The organism is Streptosporangium sp. H13245, from assembly GCF_055690525.1.
This window is the reverse complement of sequence record NZ_JBSZKT010000081.1, coordinates 1-923: the sequence shown is the minus strand read 5'-3', so window position 1 is coordinate 923 and position 923 is coordinate 1. Positions and strand designations below refer to the sequence as shown.

The window sequence follows — 923 nt, the reverse complement described above, 5'->3', positions numbered from 1 at the left end:
AACCACACCAGTGACCAGCACCCGTGGTTCCAGGCCTCCCGCCACGACCCCGAGGGGCCGTTCGGTGACTTCTACGTCTGGAACGACAACGACGAGCTCTACAAGGACGCCCGGATCATCTTCGTCGACACCGAGACCTCCAACTGGTCCCACGACCCGGTCCGGGGCCAGTACTACTGGCACCGCTTCTTCTCCCACCAGCCCGACCTCAACTACGAAAACCCCGACGTCCAAGACGCCATGCTCGAAGTCCTGCGCTTCTGGCTGGACCTGGGCATCGACGGCTTCCGCATGGACGCCATCCCCTACCTCTTCGAACAAGACGGCACCAACTGCGAGAACCTGCCCCGCACCCACGAATACCTCAAACGCGTCCGCGCCGAGATCGACCGCCTCTACCCCGACCGGGTACTGCTGGCCGAGGCCAACCAATGGCCCGCCGACGTCGTCGAGTACTTCGGCGACTCCGCCACCGGCGGGGATGAGTGCCACATGGCCTTCCACTTCCCGCTGATGCCCCGCATCTTCATGGCCGTGCGCCGCGAGTCGCGCTACCCCATCTCCGAGATCATGGCCCAGACCCCGAAGATCCCCGAAAACTGCCAATGGGGCATCTTCCTGCGCAACCACGACGAGCTCACCCTGGAGATGGTGACCGACGACGAGCGCGACTACATGTACTCCGAATACGCCAAAGACCCCCGGATGCGCGCCAACGTCGGCATCCGCCGACGCCTGGCCCCCCTCCTGGAAAACGACCGCAACCAGATCGAACTGTTCACCGCCCTGCTGCTCTCCCTGCCCGGCTCCCCCGTGCTGTACTACGGCGACGAGATCGGCATGGGCGACAACATCTGGCTCGGCGACCGCGACGGCGTCCGCACCCCCATGCAATGGAGCCCCGACCGCAACGCGGGATTCTC

The 923-nt window shown here is 65.0% G+C and carries 1 protein-coding gene; it reads left to right on the top strand.

Annotation, left to right across the window (positions count from 1 at the left end; genetic code table 11):
• On the top strand, window positions 1–923 hold a 923-nt coding region (locus ACW9TB_RS39325; protein ID WP_472753208.1), incomplete at both ends, for an alpha-amylase family glycosyl hydrolase.